The sequence below is a fragment of the Nonomuraea montanisoli genome (genome assembly GCF_013363975.1).
GTDB lineage: Bacteria > Actinomycetota > Actinomycetes > Streptosporangiales > Streptosporangiaceae > Nonomuraea > Nonomuraea montanisoli.
On the sequence record NZ_JABWGN010000012.1, the window covers coordinates 125,800 to 146,472 of the forward strand.

General features: G+C 70.6%; 13 protein-coding genes. 5 read left to right on the forward strand and 8 right to left on the reverse strand.

Annotation, left to right across the window (positions count from 1 at the left end; genetic code table 11):
* Positions 1–79: 79 nt before the first annotated feature.
* Positions 80–1,000 carry an MBL fold metallo-hydrolase gene (locus HTZ77_RS30290; protein ID WP_175593128.1) on the forward strand — a complete coding sequence of 307 codons (921 nt, stop codon included), beginning with the start codon at positions 80–82 and terminating at the stop codon, positions 998–1,000.
* A gap of 25 nt (positions 1,001–1,025) precedes the next feature.
* Here HTZ77_RS30290 and HTZ77_RS47720 read toward each other — a convergent pair whose 3' ends face one another.
* Complete coding sequence (locus tag HTZ77_RS47720) at positions 1,026–2,633, reverse strand: PucR family transcriptional regulator (RefSeq protein ID WP_175593129.1); 1,608 nt, start codon at positions 2,631–2,633, stop codon at positions 1,026–1,028.
* Between the two features lie 94 nt (positions 2,634–2,727).
* On the opposite strand from HTZ77_RS47720, the gene HTZ77_RS30300 reads away from it, so the two are divergent.
* The 3 genes from HTZ77_RS30300 to HTZ77_RS30310 all read left to right on the forward strand — a co-directional run bounded on the left by HTZ77_RS30300 (position 2,728) and on the right by HTZ77_RS30310 (position 5,871).
* Positions 2,728–3,594, forward strand: a complete 867-nt coding sequence (locus HTZ77_RS30300) for a GNAT family N-acetyltransferase (protein ID WP_205303922.1) — start codon at positions 2,728–2,730, stop codon at positions 3,592–3,594.
* Positions 3,591–4,712: an o-succinylbenzoate synthase gene (gene menC / locus HTZ77_RS30305; protein ID WP_175593130.1), complete on the forward strand. Its 1,122-nt coding sequence runs from the start codon at positions 3,591–3,593 to the stop codon at positions 4,710–4,712. Before HTZ77_RS30300 ends, menC begins: the two co-directional genes overlap by 4 nt.
* A 73-nt stretch (positions 4,713–4,785) precedes the next feature.
* Positions 4,786–5,871, forward strand: a complete 1,086-nt coding sequence (locus HTZ77_RS30310; protein ID WP_205303924.1) for a serine hydrolase domain-containing protein — start codon at positions 4,786–4,788, stop codon at positions 5,869–5,871.
* A 34-nt stretch (positions 5,872–5,905) separates the two neighbouring features.
* Here HTZ77_RS30310 and HTZ77_RS30315 read toward each other — a convergent pair whose 3' ends face one another.
* The 6 genes from HTZ77_RS30315 to HTZ77_RS30340 all read right to left on the reverse strand — a co-directional run bounded on the left by HTZ77_RS30315 (position 5,906) and on the right by HTZ77_RS30340 (position 13,749).
* The gene (locus tag HTZ77_RS30315; RefSeq protein ID WP_175593131.1) at positions 5,906–8,317 is read right to left on the reverse strand and encodes a glycoside hydrolase family 5 protein; all 2,412 of its coding nucleotides are present in this window, start codon (positions 8,315–8,317) and stop codon (positions 5,906–5,908) included.
* Between the two features lie 192 nt (positions 8,318–8,509).
* Positions 8,510–9,490 (reverse strand): DMT family transporter, encoded by a 981-nt coding sequence (locus tag HTZ77_RS30320; RefSeq protein WP_175593132.1) that lies wholly within the window; start codon positions 9,488–9,490, stop codon positions 8,510–8,512.
* A 23-nt stretch (positions 9,491–9,513) separates the two neighbouring features.
* Positions 9,514–10,578 carry a glycosyltransferase family 4 protein gene (locus HTZ77_RS30325; RefSeq protein ID WP_175593133.1) on the reverse strand — a complete coding sequence of 355 codons (1,065 nt, stop codon included), beginning with the start codon at positions 10,576–10,578 and terminating at the stop codon, positions 9,514–9,516.
* Between the two features lie 98 nt (positions 10,579–10,676).
* Positions 10,677–11,489, reverse strand: coding sequence for an SDR family NAD(P)-dependent oxidoreductase (locus HTZ77_RS30330; protein ID WP_175593134.1), 813 nt, complete (start codon positions 11,487–11,489; stop codon positions 10,677–10,679).
* Positions 11,486–12,667, reverse strand: a complete 1,182-nt coding sequence (locus HTZ77_RS30335; RefSeq protein ID WP_175593135.1) for a Gfo/Idh/MocA family protein — start codon at positions 12,665–12,667, stop codon at positions 11,486–11,488. Before HTZ77_RS30335 ends, HTZ77_RS30330 begins: the two co-directional genes overlap by 4 nt.
* Before the next feature lie 200 nt (positions 12,668–12,867).
* The gene (locus tag HTZ77_RS30340) at positions 12,868–13,749 is read right to left on the reverse strand and encodes a helix-turn-helix transcriptional regulator (RefSeq protein WP_175593136.1); all 882 of its coding nucleotides are present in this window, start codon (positions 13,747–13,749) and stop codon (positions 12,868–12,870) included.
* 88 nt (positions 13,750–13,837) lie between these two features.
* On the opposite strand from HTZ77_RS30340, the gene HTZ77_RS30345 reads away from it, so the two are divergent.
* Positions 13,838–15,586 (forward strand): glycoside hydrolase family 35 protein, encoded by a 1,749-nt coding sequence (locus tag HTZ77_RS30345; protein WP_175593137.1) that lies wholly within the window; start codon positions 13,838–13,840, stop codon positions 15,584–15,586.
* A gap of 85 nt (positions 15,587–15,671) precedes the next feature.
* Here the strand turns inward: HTZ77_RS30345 and HTZ77_RS30350 are convergent, their stop codons facing one another.
* The gene (locus HTZ77_RS30350; protein WP_205303926.1) at positions 15,672–20,516 is read right to left on the reverse strand and encodes a discoidin domain-containing protein; all 4,845 of its coding nucleotides are present in this window, start codon (positions 20,514–20,516) and stop codon (positions 15,672–15,674) included.
* Positions 20,517–20,673: the final 157 nt, after the last annotated feature.

Genomic DNA, 20,673 nt, shown 5'->3' on the forward strand with positions numbered 1-20,673 from the left:
CCTGATCTTAACAGTGCTCAGATGCGTGTTACAGTCGGGACACCGTTAATCTGAACACTGATTAGATTGGAGTGTGGCCATGTCCGCCACCGATCCTTCGCGGGGCGCGCCCGACGTGAGCAGCGGGCCGGCGCCGATCGTGCGCGGCGAGCCGGTCCAGGTCGCCGACGGTGTCCATGTGATCCCCGACCAGCGGGTGGAGCTCGTCCCGAACGTCGGCATCGTCGTGGGCGAGGAGGCCGCGCTGGTCATCGACACCGGCATGGGCCCCGCCAACGGCGCGTACGTCCTGGAGCAGGCCCGGCGTCTCGCCGGTGAGCGGCGCCTGTACCTGACCGTCACGCACTTCCATCCTGAGCACGGCTTCGGCGCGCAGGCGTTCAAGGGCGCCGCGACGATCGTCTACAACCGCGGGCAGCGCGACGAGCTGCGCCGCAAGGGCTCCGGCTACCTCGGCATGTTCCGGGGACTGGGCCCGAACATCGCGGGCGCACTCGAAGGTGTCGAGCTCGTCGAGCCCGACCTCGTCTACGACGGTGAGGCCGAGCTCGACCTCGGGGGCCGCACGGCGGTGCTGCGCACCGTCGGCCCGGCCCACACCGCCTCCGACCAGGTCGTGCTGATCGACGACCGCGTGCTGTTCGGGGGCGACCTGTTCGAGACCCGCATCTTCCCGATCACGCCGTACTTCCCGCCGCACGACACGGACGTCGCTCCGGAGCGTTGGATCGGCGTCCTCGACCAGCTCATCGCCCTCGGCCCCGAGATCGTGGTCCCCGGGCACGGCGAGGTGAGCGACGTGTCGCTGATCCGCGACGTCCGTGACTTCCTCGTGTACGTCCGTGACGAGGCCGGCCGGCTGCGGGAGGCCGGCCTCTCCGCCGACGCGGTGGCGGCCACGATCGACCAGGACGCCCGCATCCGCTGGAGCACCTGGGAACGGCCCGAATGGATCAGCTCCGCGGCCCGGGCCTTCTATGACGCCGGCGCCGCCGGTTGAGACCCCACGGCCTCGGCGGCGCGGCTCACCAGCCGAGCTGGTCGCCGAGCCGCAGGCGCAGCCACAGCACCAGACGCTCGTCCGGGTCGGAGAGGTCGAACCCGAAGATCTCCTGGGCGCGCAGCAGCCGGTACCGGACGGTGTTCGGGTGCACGGACAGCCGCTGGGAGGCGGCCGCGATATCGCTGTTGGCGTCCAGGTAGGCGAGGATGGTGGGGGCGTAGATGGTGCCGTGCTCCAGATCGTGGGCGCGCACCGCCGGCCCGAGCCTGCGGGGCGGCGCCTCGTGCGCGGCCAGGATCCGGGCCAGCGCGGACAGCGTCGCGCTCCCCCACACCTCGTCGATCGTGGCCACCTGGGACGGTTCCGGGTCGCCCGGCCGGTCGGTGAGCGCGCGCAGGACGAGGTCCGCGTCGGCGCGTGAGCTCGCGATCGCGTGCAACCCCTGGACGAGCGCGCCGATTCCGGCCTGGACGGGCACCCGCAGCGCGCCGTGGGCTCGCCGGGCGATGTCGGCGACGAGGTCGCGGTGCGCGTTCGGCGAAGGCCCGCTCGGCAGCAGCGCGTAGACCGTCCCGTCGATCAACGCGCAGCCGTGCCGGCCGTAGTGGGCCTCGCAGTGCAGGCTCACCAGGTCGGCGAGCCGGGTGGCCGCGTGTGCCGCGAGGACGTCGTCGGCGTCGCGGGAGGCGACGGCGAACGCGGCCACCATGACGGGCAGGTTCGGGTCCAGGCCGAGCTGGGGGGCCACCGTGGCGGCGCCGCTCGGGTCGGCGAGCAGCCGCCGCAGGAGGTCGGCGCGCCTGCGCCGGACGGCGTCGACCGCGGTACGGGCCGCGAGCAGGTGCAGCGAGACGGTGTCCACCACGTCGGCAAGAGTCTGTTCCGCGGCGGAGTCCAGGCAGTCCTCGGTGTCGACGACCCAGATCGAGCCCAGCAGCTCGCCTCCCGCGCGGACCGCGACACCGAGCCGGGGAAGACCGCCGCCGACGGCCGGGAACCGGCAGGTGCGCGCCGCTCGGGCGAGCGCGCGGTACTGCTCGTCGTATTCCGGGCCGTCGGGCACCTGAAGGCCGAGGATGCCCTGGCGGCGGCCCTCGTCGATGGCCTGGCCGGGCAACGTCGAGTACGCGAGGATGCGCCGGTGCGGATCCTCGATCACGGTGGCGCCTCCCGCCATCCCCGCGATCGCGTTGGCCAGGGCGAACAGGTCACCGACGGCGGGGGCGCCCCCGGCCTGCGCGAAACGCACCGGGGAGGCGAGGGCCGAGGAGATCATGGCGTCCAGATGGTGCCAGGCTACGGCCTCGTCGGCGGCGAGCAGCACGACGCCGGACCGCCGCGCGGCTTCCACCAGCTCGGTGACCGGCTCGCCGAAACTCTTCACCACCAGGCAGGCGTACCCGGCCTCGGCCGCCGACGCGAGGAGCTCCATCGCCTGCGCCTCGGCCGTCCCCACGCCGACGGCGAGCAGGATCGCGTCCCTGACGGGTGGAAGCGGGGCTCGCCGCTCGAAGATGAGCACGCCCGAGACCGGCACCGGCCTCTCCGGCAGGACGGACAACGGCCGTAGCAGCGAAGAGCCCAGGACTTCGAGGACCTGTCCGAGATCGGGCACCTCAGGATCAAGCACTTCTCACCTCTTTGGCCGGACGCACAAAGCATGCGCGGAATCTCTGGACGGGCACCGCAAGGCACCCCGCCAGTACGGACGCGACGCTGTCAGCATGCGCATTCCAGCAAGCGTGCAGCGGGCAGCCCCGGCGACCGTACCCGTCTCCCCCCAGGCGAGCGCAACCGAGACCGCCACGCGCGCCGCGACCCGTGCGGGCGTCCGGATCCACCTGGCCGAGGACCTCCCCACGCTCGAAACGGTGTCGCGATTCCTCGCCGGTGTGTGGCAGACGCCCGCGTCCCGGCCGCCGTTCACGCCCGACGTGCTGCGGGCCTTCGCGCACACCGGAGGCGCCGTGCACTACGCGAGCGACGGGCACGGCGTCGCCGCCGCGTCCGTCCTGCTGTTCTGCTCGCCTGCCTCCCGTGCCGTCTACTCGATGATCGCAGCCGCCGGCACCAGCGATCGCGGAGTCGGGTTCGCCCTCAAGCAGGCGCAGCGGGCCTGGGCGCTCGAACGTGGCGCGGCCCGCATGATCTGGACCTTCGACCCCCTGGTGAGCCGCAACGCCCGCTTCAACCTCGCCAAGCTCGGCGCGACCGCCACCGAGTACACCGTGGACTTCTACGGCCCGATCGACGACGTCATCAACGGGCACGACGAGACCGACCGGCTCACCGCCGTCTGGCCGCTGTCCGATCCGCGTCCCGCCCACCTGGCCGGACTCGATCTCGGGAGCGTGGAACTCGACCCCCGGCTCGCGCCGGACGGAGAGCCGTTCAGCGCACGTGACGAGAGCGGGCACTGGTGCCGGGTCCCACACGACATCGTCACCACGCGCCGCCAGGACCGGCGGCTCGCCGCCGAGTGGCGGACGGCCGTACGCGAGGTCCTGCTCCCGGTCTTCGAGGCGGGCTTCACCGCGACCGGATTCAGCACGTCCGGCTGGTACCGCCTGACCGGGAAGGAACAGGCGTGAAGATCGAGCTCATCGAACTCGTCGAGATCCGCCTTCCCCTCGTCCGCCCGTTCCGGACCTCGTGCGGGACCGACACCGAACGGCACACTCTGCTGCTGCGCGTGGTGACGGACGCCGCCGAAGGCTGGGCCGAGTTCGGCGGCGACCCCGGACCGGTGTACAGCCCGGAGTTCGCCGCCGGCGCCGAACGCGTCCTCGCGGATCACCTCGTGCCGAGGGTCACCGCGCTGCACCGGCCGAGCGCCGCCCGAATCGCCGCCGCGACGTCCCCGGTCAAGGGCCACCCCATGGCCAAGGCCCTGCTCGAGACGGCGATCCTCGACGCCGAGTGCCGCGCGCACGCGATGCCGCTCGCCACCTACCTCGGCGCGGTGCGCGACCGCGTCGCCGCCGGGGTGTCCGTGGGGATCCCGGACACGATCACGGACCTGCTGGAATCCGTCTCCGCCTACCTGGAGCAGGGATACGTCCGGATCAAACTCAAGATCGAACCGGGCTGGGACATCGAGCCCGTCCGCGCGGTCCGCCGCGAGTTCGGCGACGCGCTGGCGCTGCAGGTCGACGCGAACACCGCCTACTCGCTCACCGACGCCGAGCACCTGCGCGGGCTCGACGAGTTCGGACTCGTCCAGATCGAGCAACCGCTCCACGAGGACGACCTGCGCGGCCACATCGAGCTCGCCAAGGTGCTGCGCACGCCGATCTGCCTCGACGAATCGATCCGCTCCGCGCGCGACGCCGCCACCGCGATCGCCCTGGGCGCCTGCCGCGTCGTCAACATCAAGCCCAGCCGGGTCGGAGGCTACCTGGAGGCCCGGCGGATCCACGACGTCTGCGCGGCGCACGGGATACCCGTCTGGTGCGGCGGGATGCTCGAGACCGGGATCGGCCGCGCGCAGAACCTCGCCCTCGCCGCACTTCCCGGCTTCGTGCTGCCGAGCGACATCTCGGCCTCCAGCCGCTACTACGCCGAGGACCTCACCGACCCGTTCCAGCTCGACGACGGCTGCCTGTCCGTTCCGGACGGTCCGGGCAGCGGCGTGACCGTGCGTCCCGCGGCGCTCGGCCGATACGCCGTCTCGACGCGGAGGCTGTACGAGCGAGGCTCGGCGCGGTAGCGGCCGCGCTCCCGAGCACGAGGCGAAACCCATGGTGAAAGGAGACATCATGCGAGGTAGGACGAGTGTTGTCATGGCCTTGACGGTCACGGCCTCTCTGCTTGCGGGGCCCGCCGCGTCGGCCGCGGCACCACCGTGTGACACCAGGCCCATCCAGACGGCGCTGAAGGCGCTGGCGAAGGTCGGCGCGGGGATCGCCGTGACGGTGAAGAGCCCGCGCTGCGGCGTCTGGAACGGCGGCGTCGGCCTCGCCGACCGCAGGACGGGCCGCAAGGTCACCGGCGACGAGCACAGCCGGATCGGCAGCGACACCAAGACCTGGACGGCCACGGTCGTGCTCCAGCTCGTCGGCGAAGGCAGGATCAGTCTCGACGAGACCGTCGACCACTATCTGCCCGGTCTCATCCGCACCAGGCTCTACGACGGCCGCAAGATCACTGTCCGGCAGCTCCTGCAGCACACCAGTGGCCTGCCCGACTATCTGGACGCGCCGTTCTGGGACGACGAGGAGGCGCACCGCTGGGATCACATCGAGCCCCTGCAGACGGTGCAGCAGGCGCTGACGCTCCCCCGCCCCGACCGGACCGCGTCGGGTTTCGCCTACGCCAACACCAACTACAACCTGGCCGGACTGATCGTCACGAAGGTCACCGGCCGCGGCATCGGCACCGAGATCACCCAGCGGATCATCGAGCGGCTCGGACTGCGCGAGACCTCCTGGCCCGGCGACCAGACCACGATCCCCAAGCCGGACCTGCGGGGTTACGTGAAGAAGCGCGGGACCCTGGTGGACATGACGGAGTGGAACACCTCCGAGGCCGACGCGTCCGGCGAGCTGATCTCCACCGGCGCCGACGCGACCGCCTTCTGGACCGCGCTGCTGACCGGGAAGCTGCTGGCCCCGGCCCAGCTCGCCGACATGAAACAGACCATCCTGGACGACTACGGCAAGGACTACGGCCTGGGAGTCGAGGGCTACCGGCCCGCCCCCGGCCTCGTCGCCTGGGGACACAGCGGCAGCATGGCCAGCGGCCACAAGTTCAGGAACGCCGTCACCGACGACGGGCAACGGGCCGTGACGCTGCTGATCGGCACGGACACCTTCGACTCGGACGACGTCGACTCCATCATCGGCGATCTCATCCGCGACCTCCGCTGACCGGCCCCCTCCTGCCCCTGGCGTATCTCCACGGCTACCGGTGCGCGGTCAGGGTGTAGGCGCCCCGGGTGCAGCCGGTGATCCGCCAGCCGCCCGCCGCCTGCCGGACGGCGACGTCCGTGACTCCGGTCCCGCGAACGACCGGCCGGGCGCTGCCGGGGAACCAGACGTCGAGGCCGCACCCGCTGCCGTCGCCCTGGACCGTGAGGCTCGCCTGGTCCGACGTGAGGCCGGTCAGGCGGCCGGGGGCGGAGCGGGGGTAGGGACGCGAGAGCTCGGCGACGTACGCGTGGGCCGGAGGCAGGTCCTTCCCGGTGGCACAGTCCTCGATCATGAGGTTGCCGCCCGTCGTGGCCTCGGCTCCGGCGTGGGCGTCGCCGCAGGACTGCTTCCAGACCCAGAACGCGCCGCCGATGCGGTGCCGATCCTCCTGGTCGGTGTATCGCGTGATCGGGGCCGAGGCGGGGTCGCCGAACCAGCCCCACTCTCCCGACCAGAGCCCGGCGCCGTAGTACGCCGCCGCCCGGCTCGCCAGGTCGAAACCGCGCTCGATGCTCGTGACGGTGAGGCCGGTGCCCTGGTCGATGGTGATCGACTCGTTGTAGAGGTGGGGGGCGAAGACGATCAGCCGGTCGTCGGTGAAGTCCTTGGGCACCGAGACCTCGAAGCCGAGGCCCGACCAGAGCACGGACGGTTCGAAGAAGATCAGGTGCGGGAAGCCGCGCTGCTCGCCCGCCCTGATGGCCTTGATCGCCCGGTCGTAGTAGCGGCCGAGCAGGACGCCGGAGGTGATCGGCGGGGCCTCGCCGAAGCCGGGCTCGTTCAGCAGGTCGTATCCGGCCACCATCGGCTCGTTCGCGAACCGCTCCGCCAGCATGCCCCAGGCGGCGACCAGGCGGGTCTGGATGCCGTCCCTGTCCTGGTAGAGGTTGGTGAAGGCGCGGGCGACGGCCGGAGAGATGTCGCGTCCGGTGAACTCGCACCTGGGGGCGCCGTCGAAGCGGTCGGCCCAGGTGGGTGCGCCGTCCCAGCCGTGCATCGGGGAGCCGTTGTCGCAGACGGTGCCGGGGGCGGCGTGGACGCCCTTGCCCCAGGCGTCCTGGTGCATGTCGATGACCGTGCGCAGGCCGTGCTTGGCCGCGGTCTCGACGGCCCAGGAGATCCTGTCGAGGTAGGACCGGTCGTACTGGCCGGGCTGGGGCTCCAGGGCTGACCAGGACAGGGCGAGGCGGATGACGTTGAAGCCCAGGTGCTCCATGCCGGCGAAGTCGGCCTCGGTGAGCGGCCGCGTCACCGCCTTGTCCGGAAATTTCTGGAAGTAGTCTTCGAGCTGGTTGACGTTCACGCCGCGCAGCAGCACCTCGTTGCCGTCGGCGTCGACGATCCTGCGGTCGGCCGAGAGCGTCAGGCCCTTGGTGCGCGCTGGCGGCGCGGTGGTGGTGCCGGGCTGCAGGAGCGGTACGGCGAGTGCCGCCGCGGCCACGACGGCCGCCATCGGTAACCGCGCGGAGAAGGCGGCGCCCCTGCGCGCCGGGAGCAGGGCGGTTCTCGGCGCCGGGAGAAGGGCTGTTCTCAGCGCGGGGAGGAGGGCGACGAGGGCAGTCGTCGCGAGGGCGAGGAGGGCGCCGAGGGAGAGCGCGGGGGCGAGGCGGAGCATGATGGCGGGCGCCCAGAACGTGTCGCCGCCCGCCAGGTCGCCGGGGAGCCCGACGGCCACCTGGGCCAGGCCCAGCACCGCGGCCGCTCCGAGCGCGGAGATCCCGGCCACGATGGCCGGCGGCGCGGTGGTGGCACTGAGCCAGCGGTTCAGCGCCCAGGTCGCCACGCCCAGCAGGGCGACGGCGGCGAGGCAGCCCAGCGGTCCCGCCTCGGGCGCCGGAGCCAGCGGGGAGTCGCCGATGGCGTACCCGATGGGCGAGCCGCCCCACCACACGCCGCCGGCCAGCGCGCCCAGGACCACGGCCACGCCCGCCGCCACCCACCCCGGCCCTGACGCCGGCGGGAACGACGCCTCCCGCGTGGGGCGGCGGCGCAGGAGCTGGGCGAGCCAGGCGGCCGCCAGGACCGGCAGGCCGAAGACCGCCGCCTTGACGCCGGTGAAGCCGGTCGACCACGCCAGGTAGACCACATCGCCGAAGGCCATCACCAGCGACATCACCAGCTTGGCCGCCATCGCCGACCACACCACCGCGCCCCACACCAGCAGTGCCGTGCGCAGCGGGGCATGCCCGCGCGCGACCACCCACGCCAGCACCCCGGCTCCCGCCAGCAGCAGGGGCACGTAGACGGTCAGCGCGGCCACCTGCCAGAGCCCGGCGACGGGTAGCAGGTCGGCGCCCGTCCACGTGTACGGCGCGGCCAGCCCCGACGGGTCGAACACCGCTCCCAGCACGATGACGGCGGCCAGCACCACGACGGAGATCGGCGACAGCCAGCGGTTTCTCATGGTGTCGGCGACCATACATGAGCATTGCTCATAATTGAAGAGCCGGATCCACAGCAGGTCTCCCGGTGGCGGCGTGCCGCCCCGGACCGCGGCCGTGGCCCCGGCCGATCGACCTGGGGCCGGCCGTTCGCCTCGTGACCTCGCGCAGCGGAGACGGGACAGGACACCACGGGACGTGCGTTCACTCCGCGATCAGGCGTCCGACGGCCGCGACAGCGTGACGCGGGCGGCCCTGACCTCCTTCGTCCGCGCGAGCCTGCCCCGGATGACGAGCGCCATCCCGGCCAGCGTGAGCCCCATGCCGGCGATCTGCATCGGCGCGGGCGCGCCGGCGAGCTGCAACAGCGCCGAGCTGACCCCCACCAGCGGCGGTACGGCGAGGCCGAGCAGCGCGGAGTAGGACGGCCCGCCGGTCAGCAGGATGCGGTGCTGCAGGAGGTAGGCGGGCACGTAGACCACGATGCCGAGCAGGGCGAGCATGCCCAGAGCCGCCCAGCCGACCCGCTCGCCCGCCGCGACGTCCGCCGCCGCCCACGCGGCGAGCGGGATCGTCCCCACCGCGAAGATCGGCAGGATGCGTGGCGCCATCGCCCCCTGGTAGCCGCGGTTCGTCCTGCTGAAGTACAGGCCGTAGAAGGCCATGGAGAACATCGCCGCGAGCGCGACCAGCGACCCGAGCGCGACGTCGTCGCCGAACGTCCCGGCCAGCCGGGGGATCGTGTAGAGCGCGGCGCCGGCGACCGCGATCACCGTTCCGGCGATGGTGCGCGGCGCGGGCCACGTGCGCAGCAGGACGCTCTCGGCGATCAGGACCACGGCCGGGGTGAGCGAGAGGGCCAGCGCGGGCAGCGCCGGCCCGGCCAGGCTGATCGCGACGGTCGAGAGCACCGTGTACGCGGTGACGCCCGTCAGCGCGAGCAGCACGACCTGCCACCACCGGTACCTCGCGCCCTTCGCGTCCTTCGTGTCCTTCGCGTCCTTCGTGTCCTTCGCGTCCTGGGTGGGCGGGGCGGTCCCGGCGGGCGACCACCAGGTGAGCGCCAGCAGGCCCAGGACGGTGAAACCGGTGCGGCCGGCCGACACGATCGCGGTGCTCGCGTCGCGCAGCGAAGCCTGCACGATCAGCCACGTCGAGGCCAGCAGGACGACCAGCGCGGCGGACTGCCAGATCAACCTTCCTCTGCCGTCGGGCCCGTTCACCGGGCGACGGTCTCGTAGACGGCGCAGGTGCCTTCCACCATCCGCGCGGCCGTGTACAGCTCCCGGTACCGGTCGCGCGCGCGGTCGGCCATGTCCGCGCCACGGTCCTCCCCCGCCAGGACGCTCAGCGCGGCCCCCGCCAGGGCGGGCGGGTCGTCGGGAGCGACCAGCAGGCCGTCGACCTCGTGCCGGACCAGCTCGGGGATGCCCCCCACCGCCGCCGACACGATCGGGATCCCCGAAGCCATCGCCTCCAGGATGACGAGACTGGCCGCGTCGCCCCGTGAGGGCACCAGGAGCACGTCCGCGCCGATCCCGGCGGTCAGGGCGCCCGACACGCTGCCGTAGAAGCGCACGTGCTCGGCGATCCCGAGGGCGGAGACCAGCCTGCGGAGGAGGGTCTCGTCGGGTCCCGTCCCCACGAGGTGCAGTTTCGCGCCAGGCAGTTGGCCGAGCATGAGCTCGAACGCGAGGATCGCGACATCCGCGCCCTTCTCCGGCGACAGGCGGCCGCAGTACAGCACCTGCGGCCCCGGGCCCGGCTCCAGCCGGAAGCTCGACGCGGCGGGGACGTCGACGCCGTTCGGCACGTAGTGGACGCGGCCCGCGTCGCCGAGGAACTTGCCGATGGCCCGCTGGGCGAACTCGGCGACGGTGATGACCGGGAAGTCCGCCCCCGTGGCCAGGGCGGCCTGGAGGAACGGGTCGACCGGGTGGTACATGTGCTGCGTGTACAGCAGCGGCGTCCCGATCGTCGCGGAGAGCTCCGCGCCGCGGAAGCCGGCGTGCATCAGGTGGGCGTGGATCAGGTCCGGCCGCCAGGCGGCGCCCGTGCCGAGGAGGGCGGCGGGGTCGGCGGACTCCCCCGGCGCCGGCAACAGGGTCGGGTCGACGAAGACGTCGGCGCCCGCTCGGCGGCAGTGCTCGGTCAGGACGCCGTCGCTTCCGGCTACCACGCCGACCTTCAATCCACGGGTGATCTGGTGGGTCACCTGGGTGGCGACGTGGCTGACCGTTCCACCGGTCGTGGGGCCGCACTGCACCAGATGCATGACGCGCATGTGTTGCGTCCTTTCCTGACGGGCCATTCGGGCTGACGGCGTGAAGCGCGCGCCGGCGTGACCCTCTCGCCGGCGCGCGCGTGGGTGTCCTTCGGTGATCAGCTGCCTTCGACGGAGCGGGCCATCAGGGCGTTGCCCGCGGTGAGGCCGCCGTCGACCGTCAGGACCGACCCGGTGATCCAGCCGGCGCTGTCGGAGGCCAGGAAGCAGATCGACGTCGCGACGTCGTCCGGCTCCCCGATCCGGCCCAGCGGGTACCACTGCTTGAGCGCCTCGAAGGTGGCGGGGTTCCTGGCGATCTGCTCGTCCCACGCCGGGGTGCGGATGGTTCCGGGGCTGACGGCGTTCGCCCGGATGCCGTGCCCGCCGTACTCCACGGCCAGCGAGCGGGTCAGCGAGACGATCGCCGCCTTGGCCGCGCTGTAGGAGGGGTGGCCGAAGAAGGCGAAGGCGTTCACCGAGACGACGTTCACGATCACGCCGTCGCCGCGGGCCATCATGGCGGGCAGCGCCGCCTGCGCGCAGCGCACCGCGCCCTTGACGATCACGTCCAGGTCGGTGTCCCAGAGCAGCGGCGGAGCCTCGTGGAAGCGGGGTGGCACGGGGCAGGCCACGATGGCGTTGTTGACCAGCACGTCCACCGGTGCGCCCAGGTGGTGCGCGGCCGTGGCGAAGCCCGCGGACACGCTCTCGTCGCGGGTGACGTCCAGCCGCAGACCGATCGCCGTGCCGCCGTCGGCGGTGATCTCCTTGGCGAGGCCGACCGCGCCGGACTTGTCGATGTCGGTGACGGCCACCGCCGCGCCCGAGGCCGCCAGCCGCCGTGCCGTCACCCGGCCGACGCCTCCGGCCGCGCCGGTCACCAGCGCCACCCTTCCCCTCAGATCGAACCGGTCCTGACGCCCGCTCATGTCGGCTCCACCTGCCCGTTGTCGAAGTAGGCCCGCAGCGATTCCTCCAGTACGGGCACCCGCAGGAGCGCCCCGCCGTCCCGCAGCGAGCGGGTGGCCAGGTCGCCGGCGGCCACCGCCGTCCGCGCGTCCACCGGCGAGGTGTCGGTGGCCCCGCCCTCACGCACGAACCGGACGAACTCCTCGATCACCTTCGCGTCCGCCCCGCCGTGCCCGTCGACCGACCCGGGGATGCGGAACTCGGCGTCCCCGGCCGGGTCGTAGTTGCGCCGGCCGGTGTTCCACAGCCGGATCGTGCCGCCCGGCTCGTCACCGAAGTTCTCCAGCCGCCCGGCGTCGCCGATCACGGTGAAGGAGCGCCAGTAGTCAGGGGTGTAGTGGCATTGCTGGTAGGCGGCCAGCACCCCGTTGTCCAGGCGCAGGTTGAGCAGCGCGAGATCCTCGACGTCGATCACCGGGTTGAGCCCGCGCTGACTCGACGGCGGCCACTGCTCCCTGCTCAGCCAGTCCTCCGGCTTGGGCGCCCCCGCCTCCCGCCGCGGCAGGCCGCCGTAGACGGTCAGGCCGCCCATCGCCTGCACGGCCTCGGTGGAGCCCCCGACGATCCAGTGCATGGCGTCGAGGTCGTGGCAGGCCTTCTGCAGCAGCAGGCTGTTGACCTTGGACCGCTCGGCGTGCCAGTCCTTGAAGAAGAAGTCGCCGCCGTGGCCCACGAAGTGGCGGATCCACACCGCCTTCGGCGTGCCGATCTGCCCTTCCCGTACGAGCCGGCGCATCAGCCGCACCACGCCCATGTGCCGCATGTTGTGCCCGACGTACAGCCGGGCCCCCGACCGCCTGGCGGCGCGCAACACGGCGTCGGCGTCGGCCACCGTCGTCGCCATCGGTTTCTCCAGGTAGACGGCCTTGCCGGCGCTCAGCGCGTCGACGGCCACCCGGGCGTGGGTGTGGTCGGGGGTCGCCACCAGCACCGCGTCGATGTCGTCGCGGTCCAGCAGGCGGCGGTAGTCGGTCTCGGCGGCGTTCGCGCCGAAGAAGTCGGCCTCCTTGCGGAGGATGGTCTCGTCCAGGTCGCAGACGGCGGTGACCCGCGATCCGCGACCTGGTTCGCGGTGGGCGGCGACGGCGAGGTTGCGCCGGAGTCCCAGTCCGATGGCGGCAATTCGGAGATCGTCCATGCTCTGTCTGGCTCTCCATCACGTTGAGTCGTCGAGCTGTGTTCCCCGCACCACACGGTGCGGCTGGACGGCACTTGCTGAGGCGGCGTGATCAACGATGCCCAATCTTGCTCGAAAAGAAAAGGCTTGAAGCGATTTTGCGCATGAGTAGACTCTTTCGCGCGGTCCGAGCCTTCTCCGCGGTCGCCACCGGCAGCGCATCAACGCCCTGCCGGCCCCCAGGACCGCTGCTCCCTGAACACGCTGGGCGCGACTCCCACCCGTCGAGTGAACAGGCGGGTGAAGTATCCGGGATCGTCATACCCCACGCGGCGGGCCACAGCGGCGACCCCGAGATCGGTACCCGCCAGCAGTTCCTTGGCCTGGTTGAGCCGGATCCGCAGCACGTACTCCTTCGGGCTGCACCCGGCGCTGCGCCGTACGGCGTCACGGAGCTCGGCCACCCTCATGGACAACCTACGGGCATGCTCGGGCACGGACAGCGGCAGGCAGGCGTCCCTCGCCAGGCTCTGCAGGACGGGATTGCCGTACGGGTCGTGGTCGGCGCGGCTGCGGTGCAGGGTCACCAGCAGCTCGTGCACGGCCGCGGACGCCTCCACCTCCATGTGCGGGCCGCCCCGGTGGCAGGCCGCGGCCATCTTCTTGACGACCAGGTGGGCGGGCTCCGCCGAGGACAGGGGAACGACGGGATGGTCCGCGTCGAAGTGGCCGAGCTCGTCGTAGACGGCGACGGCGGGCCCGGAGAAGTCGGCGAACGCCTCCGACCAGCCCTGCTCGGAGGGGCCGTAGTGGTGCTCGACGCCCGGGAGCAGCCACAGCAGTGCGGGGGCGGCGACGTCCACCGGTGGCCGGCCTCCCCAGGAGAACCACCCCCGGCCGGACAGGACGATCAGGGCGACATGATGATCGAGCGTGCGGGGGCCGACGACGGGCAGCCGGCCTCTCTGGGTGCCGACCGCGAGGCAGACAAGTCCGAGCCGGCGATGGACGGGGCTGGGCGTGAGGTAGTACCACCAGCGGTCCCACGGCTCCTGGCCCTCCACCCGTTCGACGGATCCAACAGGACGCCGCGAATTGTCCATGGCCCTCCCCTCCCACCCCCCGGCAAGCTCATCGTCGGGATCGTAGTGAGGCCGGATGACGATCCCGTCACGTGCGAAGGGATCATCGATGGGCAGCTTCACGATCGAAGACGGCGAATTCCGCCTCAATGGCGCGAAGTTTCGCCTGCTTTCAGGCGCTATGCACTATTTCCGGGTGCATCCGGACCAGTGGTCGCACCGGCTGGCGATGATCCGCGCGATGGGTCTCAACACCGTGGAGACCTACGTCCCGTGGAACCTGCACGAGTCGCGGCCGGGGCGGTACCGGCGACTGGACGAGCTGGACCGCTTCCTGGAGGCGGCCGCGCGCGCGGACCTTCACGCCGTCGTCCGGCCGGGACCGTACATCTGCGCGGAGTGGGACAACGGCGGCCTGCCCTCCTGGGTGACCGGCCGGCTGAGGACGAGCGACCCGGCGTTCCTCGCCTACGTCGACCGGTGGTTCGAGGTGATCCTCCCCCGCATCGCCGCGCATCAGATCACCCGGGGTGGCAACGTGCTGATGGTGCAGGTGGAGAACGAGTACGGCTCGTACGGCACCGACACCGCCTACTTGAGGCACCTCGCCGACACGATGCGTTCAGCCGGGATCGACGTCCCGCTGTTCACCGCCGACGGGCCGGAGGACTACACGCTGACCGGCGGCTCCCTGGACGGCGTGCTGGCGACCGCCACGTTCGGCTCCGACCCGTCGAAGGCGATCAGCGCCTTGCGGCGGTTCCGGCCGGACGACCCGGTGGTGTGCATGGAGCTGTGGGTCGGCTGGTTCGACCACTGGGGCCGCGAACATGTCGTCCGTGACGCGGCCGGGGCCGCCGCCGTACTGGCGGATCTGCTGGAGGCGGGCGCGTCCGTCAACATCTACATGGCGCACGGAGGGACGAACTTCGGCACCTGGGCGGGCGCGAACCACGACCTGGAGACCGGCGCCTACCAGCCGACGGTCACCTCCTACGACTACGACGCGCCGATCAGTGAAAGCGGGGCGCCCACCGAGAAGTACTGGCTGTTCCGGGACGTCCTGACCCGCTACAACCCCGCTCCGGAGCCCCCTCCCGCGCCGCCCGTGCTTCCGGCGGCCACCCTGCCTCTGACGGAGTCGGCCGCCCTGTTGCCCGCGCTGGCCTCGCTCGCGCAGCCTCCGGCCGTCTTCCCCACTCCCCCGGCGTTCGAGGATCTCGGGCTGGATCACGGTCTGGTCCTCTACCGGGTAGAGGTCCCCGGGCCCCGCGGATCGTACCCGCTGATCGTGGACGGGCTGCACGACCGGGCCCACGTCCACGTGGACGGCGTGCGTGTCGCCGCGCTCGACCGCGAGCACCCGTCGGTCGAGGTGTCGGGGCCGGCCACGGTCGAGCTGCTGGTCGAGTCGCTCGGCCGGGTCAACTACGGCCCCCGCATGGGTGAGCGCAAGGGCATCACCGGCGGGATCAGGCACGAGCGCCAGTACCTTCACCAGGTGACGGCACAGGCCCTCCCGCTGGGCGACCTGCCGCTCGGCGGCACGGGCGTGATCCCGTTCGCCCCCGGCACGGCGACCGCCGCACCGGCCTTCTTCCGAGGCTTCGTCCCGGTGGACGACCCCGCCGACACCTTCCTCGGGCTGCCGGGATGGGGCCACGGCTACGTCTGGGTCAACGGTTCCTGCCTGGGCCGCTACTGCTCGGCCGGGCCGCAGCGCACGCTCTACGTCCCTGGTCCCTTGCTGCGGACGGGCGACAACGAGTTCGTCGTGCTGGAACTGGACGAGATCGGGGACCCCGTCGTCGAGCTGCGCCCGGAGCCTGATCTCGGAGCGCGGCGAGAGGCGCCGTGACATCGTGGCGGAGCCTCCCGGGGATCATCGACGGTCATGGCCCGTCGATGATCCCCGGGAGCGCATCGTTCGCTGTCGCGCGCGACTACCGATCCGCGACGTTGACGAAAGCCGTCGCCTTGACGGCCGTTCCCGCCACGACACCACGGACGGTGAACCATCCGCTCTCGGCCACCATGTCCGAGGTGACCGGTTCCCATGTCACATCGACGGATCCGGTCGTGCCGTCACTGTGGACGGCCTCGGCCTGCGCGGGCAGCGTGGGGACCTTGCCGATGGTCGTATCGACGGCAACCGGCCTGAAATCCACGATGGTCTTCGACGCGCGCGCCTCGAAGACGCCGAACTCGGCCAGTCCGCACTCCGCGTCGCCCGGATTGTCGTAGGTGTTGTCAGGGTCGATGGTGAACTTCACCCATCCTGTCTTGACCGGGGTGTCGAAGGTGACGACGTTGTCCGGCTGCCCGTCCCACCGGATCCCGGTCACCTTCCTGCTGCCGCCTTCCCATTCCAGCAGGCCTTCCACGATCTGGTTGACGGCGGCGCCGCGGTCGACCAGGTTGACGTGGTCGATCTCCACCGGCGACGGGAACTGCAGTTTGATCCACGGGTTGTGGTCCGCCTTCTTCGCCGCCCAGGACGTTGTCCTGTTGCCGTCCGTCGCCTTCGTTCCCAGATAGCGGTCATCCTGGTCGTCGCCGTCCGGGACACCGTTGCGGTCGCGAACCGAGGACACCGTGACCGCGGCCGAGCCCGCGATGTCGTCGCTCTGCGCGGTCAGCGTTTCCGGGTTCGACTCCACTGTCACGCCGTCCAGCGTCACGACTGCCTTCGCGGTGGCCTGGAACCCGCTGGTGATCGGTTGCCCCAGGACGATGGTGTTGCTGCCGGGTACGGCCGCCAGCCTGCTGTCGCTGAACACGTACGCGGTCTTCGCCTTCGACAGGTTCGCCTTCTCGCCGGTGTTCAGCGTCGCCTCGATCGTGCCGACGACCGGTTGGTTCACCTTGATGGAGCCGCCGCTCAGCGCGAGCTTCACGGTCTTGAGGAACGCGGGGAACGACATGCGTCCGTCCGCGGCGACGTCGACGGAGAAGGATTCCTCGGCCCGGTAGCCGGCCAGCTCCGCGGAGACGTTGATCCGTGCCCTGCCTGCCGCACCGGACGACAGCGTCCTGTCCTCACCGACGGCTACCACGGACGGGTTGTCGCTGGTGATCGTGATCTTCGCGGTCCTCAGGTCGACCGGCTCGCCGAGGAAGGAGGTGCCCTTGACGTCGATCGTCGCCGTCTGTCCGTCCGTACCGGCCTTCGGCCGCAGCTCTAGTCCGCCCAGGGCGGTCAGATCCCTCAGCGAGAACATCCGGATCTCGAGCACGTCGATCGGGCTGCCGTTCTGCCCGCCTCCCGGGAAGGAAACCCGCACATAGCGTGCGTGCACACTGGGCCGGGCCGGATCAACCGGATAGTTGTAGTACAGACCTTCCTGCTCCCACGCGTACAACGTCGTGTCGCTGCCCGGAACGGCCAGCGTGTTCCGCGACGTCGGCAGCCCGGCGCCGGACACCGTGGTCGTCTCGTTGCCGGTGGTCCACCGCGAGCCGTCGGCGCTGTACTCGATCTTCACCTTCTTCGGCACGTTGTAGTAGGTGACGTTGTCGGCGTTCGGCATGTGGTGGTTGAAGAAGAGGTTGACGCGCGAGAGGTCGTGCGTCCTGCCCAGGTCGTAGGTGATGCTCGGGTTCTGGTCGCCCGCCGGTGCCGACCACTTCGCGAGGTTGCCGCCGGTCGTGTCGTTGATCATTCCGTCGGACAGCAGCCTGGCGTGCCCGCTGTCGGTTGTCACCTGCGGTGTCGTTCCGGACACCACGTTCGCGTCCGGGACCAACGTGATGTAGTTCCGGGTCGAGGTGAAGGTCTTCCCGTCCACCGTGACGTCCGCCCAGTAGCTGTACATCGTGGTCGCGGGAACCTTGCGGGTGAACCGCATCGTGTCGCCCGCGACGGTGAACGGCGACTCGTCGGCCGGGACCTCGGTGACCACGATCTTCCCCGCGGGATTGTCGCGCCTGCCGTCGACGGTCGCGTAGTGGTACTTGACGTTCGAAGCGTCGAGGATGTCGACCTCGCCGCCCTTTTCGGTGTACCCCGTGAACGTCACCGGGATGTCCCTGTCGGTGGCGAACTGCCCCCAGAACAACGCGCCGTCGGTGCGCATGCTCACGCCGACCAGCGGAAGTGCGGCCGAGACGGCGCGGCCCCGCACCTTGACCGGATAGGTGTCGGTCATGACCTGGGGACGGTTCACACCGTCGTCGTAGGTCGCCGTCACGGTGATGGTGGCCGTGCCGTCGCCGGTGGCCCTGACCACGCCCGTTGCCGCTGCCACGGTGGCGACCCGCGGGTTGCTGCTCCTGAACGTGAGCCTGGCGGGCGCGAGGACGTTGGTGTAGCCGTTCATGTAGCTCTCGGCCCGCAGTCGCAGGCTGTTCGCCGCGGTCTGGCTGCTGAAGAGCTTGACACTCGTCATCTTGTAGGTTCTGACCGGGCTCTTGGTCCGGATCTTGATGATGGTGTCGATGGGATCCGCCGTGACACCTGACGTGTCGATCGAGATGTAGTGCTTGCCGTTCGCCTTCTCTGTCGTGAAGGGCAGGGAGACGCCCTTGTTCAGCCACCGGACCTGGTCCACCGGATGGTCGAAGGGGCCGATGTGGCTCATCCGCGACTGGCCGGCGAACCCCGCCTTCGCCACGCCCGCGATCTGGTTCTTGATCATGTGCAGGTAGACGTACTGGTCGCGGGACATGGCGTAGCCCCAGTCCGGCCCCTGCCCGTGAGCGATCGCCTTCCGCGGGTCGGTGTACCAGCCGGGCTTCACGGTGTAGTCCATGGTGTACGGCATGGTGCCGTACATCGACTCGCGAAGATCCGGTCCGCGCCCGTTGTCCATCCACTTCACGATCGACGCCCGCATGTCCGAGAGCTGCTGCGAGGAGATCGGCACCATCGAGAAGATGTTCGTGTTGTCCAGGTTGCTGCTCAGGTTGTCCATGCCGCGGGTCACGGTGATGGAGGAGTCGTAGTTCATGACATAGCCGTGGCCGTACTGGTTGATCAGTTCTTTCGCGGCTTCGATCCAGTTGTCACGTTCGTTCCCCTTGGCGTACTGCGTCCAGACGTCGAGTGCCGTCGTGTACGGGTCGTTCCATTCCTCATGCGCGACCTTTCTGGCCTGCGGCAGGATCCCGGTACGCCAGCCACCCTCGTTGTACGGTTCGCTGTTCCAGAACGGCCGCTCGTGCAGCGTGATGTCCTGGTCGCCGGTCTGCGCGTCGGGGTTGGCGTCGATCAGGACACGATCGTTGTAGTTGCGCGCGGAGCTCCAGGCGACGTCGGGATTGGAATAGCTCTCCGGACCGCCGTCGGCGAAGAGGTACCACGGGTCGTATCGCGCGACCAGACCTTGGATGTCGCTCTCGAGGATCTCGGAGCCTTCGTGCAGAGAGGACACGTAGACGCCGAACTTCAGGCCGTACCGCTCGGCGGCCTGTTTGGCCTGCATCACCCGGTCCCGGACCTGCCAGCTGCCGTCCGCGGCCTTGACCAGGGCGTTGTACTTGTACAGCTTGTTGGCGTCGTTCGGGGTCAGGTCGGCGTTCGGCGACGGCCAGTAGTAGACGGTGTTCTGCAGGGTCTCGGTCGAGAGCAGGGTCATGCCCATCTCTTTGGCCGTCCGCGCCCACTCGTCGTAGGTGAAGTTCGGGTCGTACAGGTTCGGCATCGTGCCGGTCGTGTGCGACAGGGCCGACATCTTGCCTTCGACGAACCAGTCGACCGGGTTCTTCTTGACCGTGATGGTGTACGGCTGTGTCGTCGTGGCACCGCGGGCGTCGGTCACCTTCACGGTGAAGGTGTAGTCCTTCCGCGACGCGCCGTGGGCGCCGTCCGAGACCGTGCCGTCGATGTGGCCGTCCGGCGCCAGCGCGAGGCCGGGGGGCAACTGGCCGTCGGCGAGCGTCCAGGAGTAGCCGGGACTGCCGCCGGCCGCCTGGAAGGCGAAGGGAGACGCCTGCGGGGCGATGCTCGACGTGTTCCGGTTGCCGTCGATCTTCGCCACCATGCCGACATACGGGTTCTCGTCGTAGGCGTAGGGCAGCGTGTTGGACGGGTAGTCGTTCGCCGGGACGTCCGCGTTGCGCGCCTCGAACGCGCGCCGGTCGACGCTCAGCCCCCTGGTGACGATGGTGAGCCGGTCGCCGGCCACGTTCGGCCCGGTGACCGAGTACGTCAGCCCGGGAACGGCGTTCCCTACACCGTCGCAGAGCCTCGCGTAGAAGCCGAGGAAGTTCTTGTTCGCGCCGGGGTTCTGGTGCTGGATCTCGATGAGGAGCTTGTTCCAGCCCTGCTTCAGCTGGATCGGATATCGCGTACCTTGCTTGCTGACCCGACCTGCGACGCGGTCCTGCCCCCCGGCCGGAGCGTCGTTGACGAACAGCCGGTACAGCCCTGATCCGCCCACCTGCCACTGAACGGTCTGCGCGACCGGACTGTGGACGTAGCCGGCGGCCACAACCCACTTGCCGGCTGTCGGCTGTCCCTGCTTGACGTCGAAATAGCCCATCAGGTCGTTGTAGTCGTCGTAGTTCCGGTTGAAGATGCGATCGTCGAAGTACTGCCAGGCGGAGGTCTCCTTGCGCGCCGGATCGGCCAAGGGCTCGCCCAGGGCGGGAACGACGGGAGCGGGAGACCGCTCGACCACCGGATCGGTGTACGGACCGGACACCGCCCACTGGTTGAGGTAGGGAGCGTTCCCGCTGGTCTGAGCCGCACGGGCCTGCGGTCCCGCGAGAACGCCGCCGGCCACCGCGAGTGCGAGCGCCGTCGCGGTCGCGACGACGCCGGACCGGATGTTTCGTAATCTCTTCACGCTGTCTCCTTGCCGTTGCCGAGATGACCGAGGCCCGGCCGTGGGCGAGGTCGGCCACTCCGCGCTGGGAAACGCGCCGCGCGTCCTCCTCCCGGGCACGATCAGGGATGCTCGGAGACGACGAAGGCGATGACGAGGGGAAGCGTCGGGATCAGCG

Bases quoted from the DNA above. Each gene is read 5' to 3' on its own strand.
- HTZ77_RS30300 (WP_205303922.1), top strand. From the start codon at position 2,728: ATGCGCATTCCAGCAAGCGTGCAGCGGGCAGCCCCGGCGACCGTACCC.
- HTZ77_RS30290 (WP_175593128.1), top strand. From the start codon at position 80: ATGTCCGCCACCGATCCTTCGCGGGGCGCGCCCGACGTGAGCAGCGGG.
- HTZ77_RS30325 (WP_175593133.1), bottom strand. From the start codon at position 10,578: ATGCGCGTCATGCATCTGGTGCAGTGCGGCCCCACGACCGGTGGAACG.
- HTZ77_RS30345 (WP_175593137.1), top strand. From the start codon at position 13,838: ATGGGCAGCTTCACGATCGAAGACGGCGAATTCCGCCTCAATGGCGCG.
- HTZ77_RS30340 (WP_175593136.1), bottom strand. From the start codon at position 13,749: ATGGACAATTCGCGGCGTCCTGTTGGATCCGTCGAACGGGTGGAGGGC.
- HTZ77_RS30310 (WP_205303924.1), top strand. From the start codon at position 4,786: ATGGCCTTGACGGTCACGGCCTCTCTGCTTGCGGGGCCCGCCGCGTCG.
- HTZ77_RS30315 (WP_175593131.1), bottom strand. From the start codon at position 8,317: ATGAGAAACCGCTGGCTGTCGCCGATCTCCGTCGTGGTGCTGGCCGCC.
- HTZ77_RS30335 (WP_175593135.1), bottom strand. From the start codon at position 12,667: ATGGACGATCTCCGAATTGCCGCCATCGGACTGGGACTCCGGCGCAAC.
- HTZ77_RS30330 (WP_175593134.1), bottom strand. From the start codon at position 11,489: ATGAGCGGGCGTCAGGACCGGTTCGATCTGAGGGGAAGGGTGGCGCTG.